Below are 416 nucleotides of genomic sequence, written 5' to 3' on the forward strand. Positions count from 1 at the left end.
GTATCGCCCATGAAGATCGCCGCAGGCGGCGCGTTGAACCAGAGGAAGCCGAGGCCAGCGCCGATGACAGCGCCGAGCACGACCGCCAGTTCACCGGTGCCGGGCACGAAATGGATCTGCAGATATTCGGCGAACACGGCGTTGCCGGAGAGATAGGCGATGACGCCGAAGGAGGCCGCCGCGATCATGATCGGCACGATCGCCAGCCCGTCCAGACCGTCGGTGAGGTTCACAGCATTGCCTGCTCCGACGATGACGAAGCAGGAGAACGGAATGAAGAACCAGCCGAGATTGACGATGAATTCCTTGGCGAAGGGAAACGTCAGCGACGAAGAGAACGGCGCCTGGCCATTGTGCATGATCACCCAGGCGGCGATGCCGGCGATAACGAATTCAAGCGCCAGCCTTGCCTTGCC

The 416-nt window shown here is 61.8% G+C and carries 1 pseudogene; it reads right to left on the reverse strand.

What is annotated here, in order from left to right:
- Positions 1 to 416, reverse strand: a pseudogene (gene mraY, locus EN893_RS37745) (phospho-N-acetylmuramoyl-pentapeptide-transferase); the annotation flags it as partial.

The sequence above is a fragment of the Mesorhizobium sp. M7A.F.Ca.CA.004.04.2.1 genome, from assembly GCF_004022825.1.
Taxonomy (GTDB): Bacteria; Pseudomonadota; Alphaproteobacteria; order Rhizobiales; family Rhizobiaceae; genus Mesorhizobium.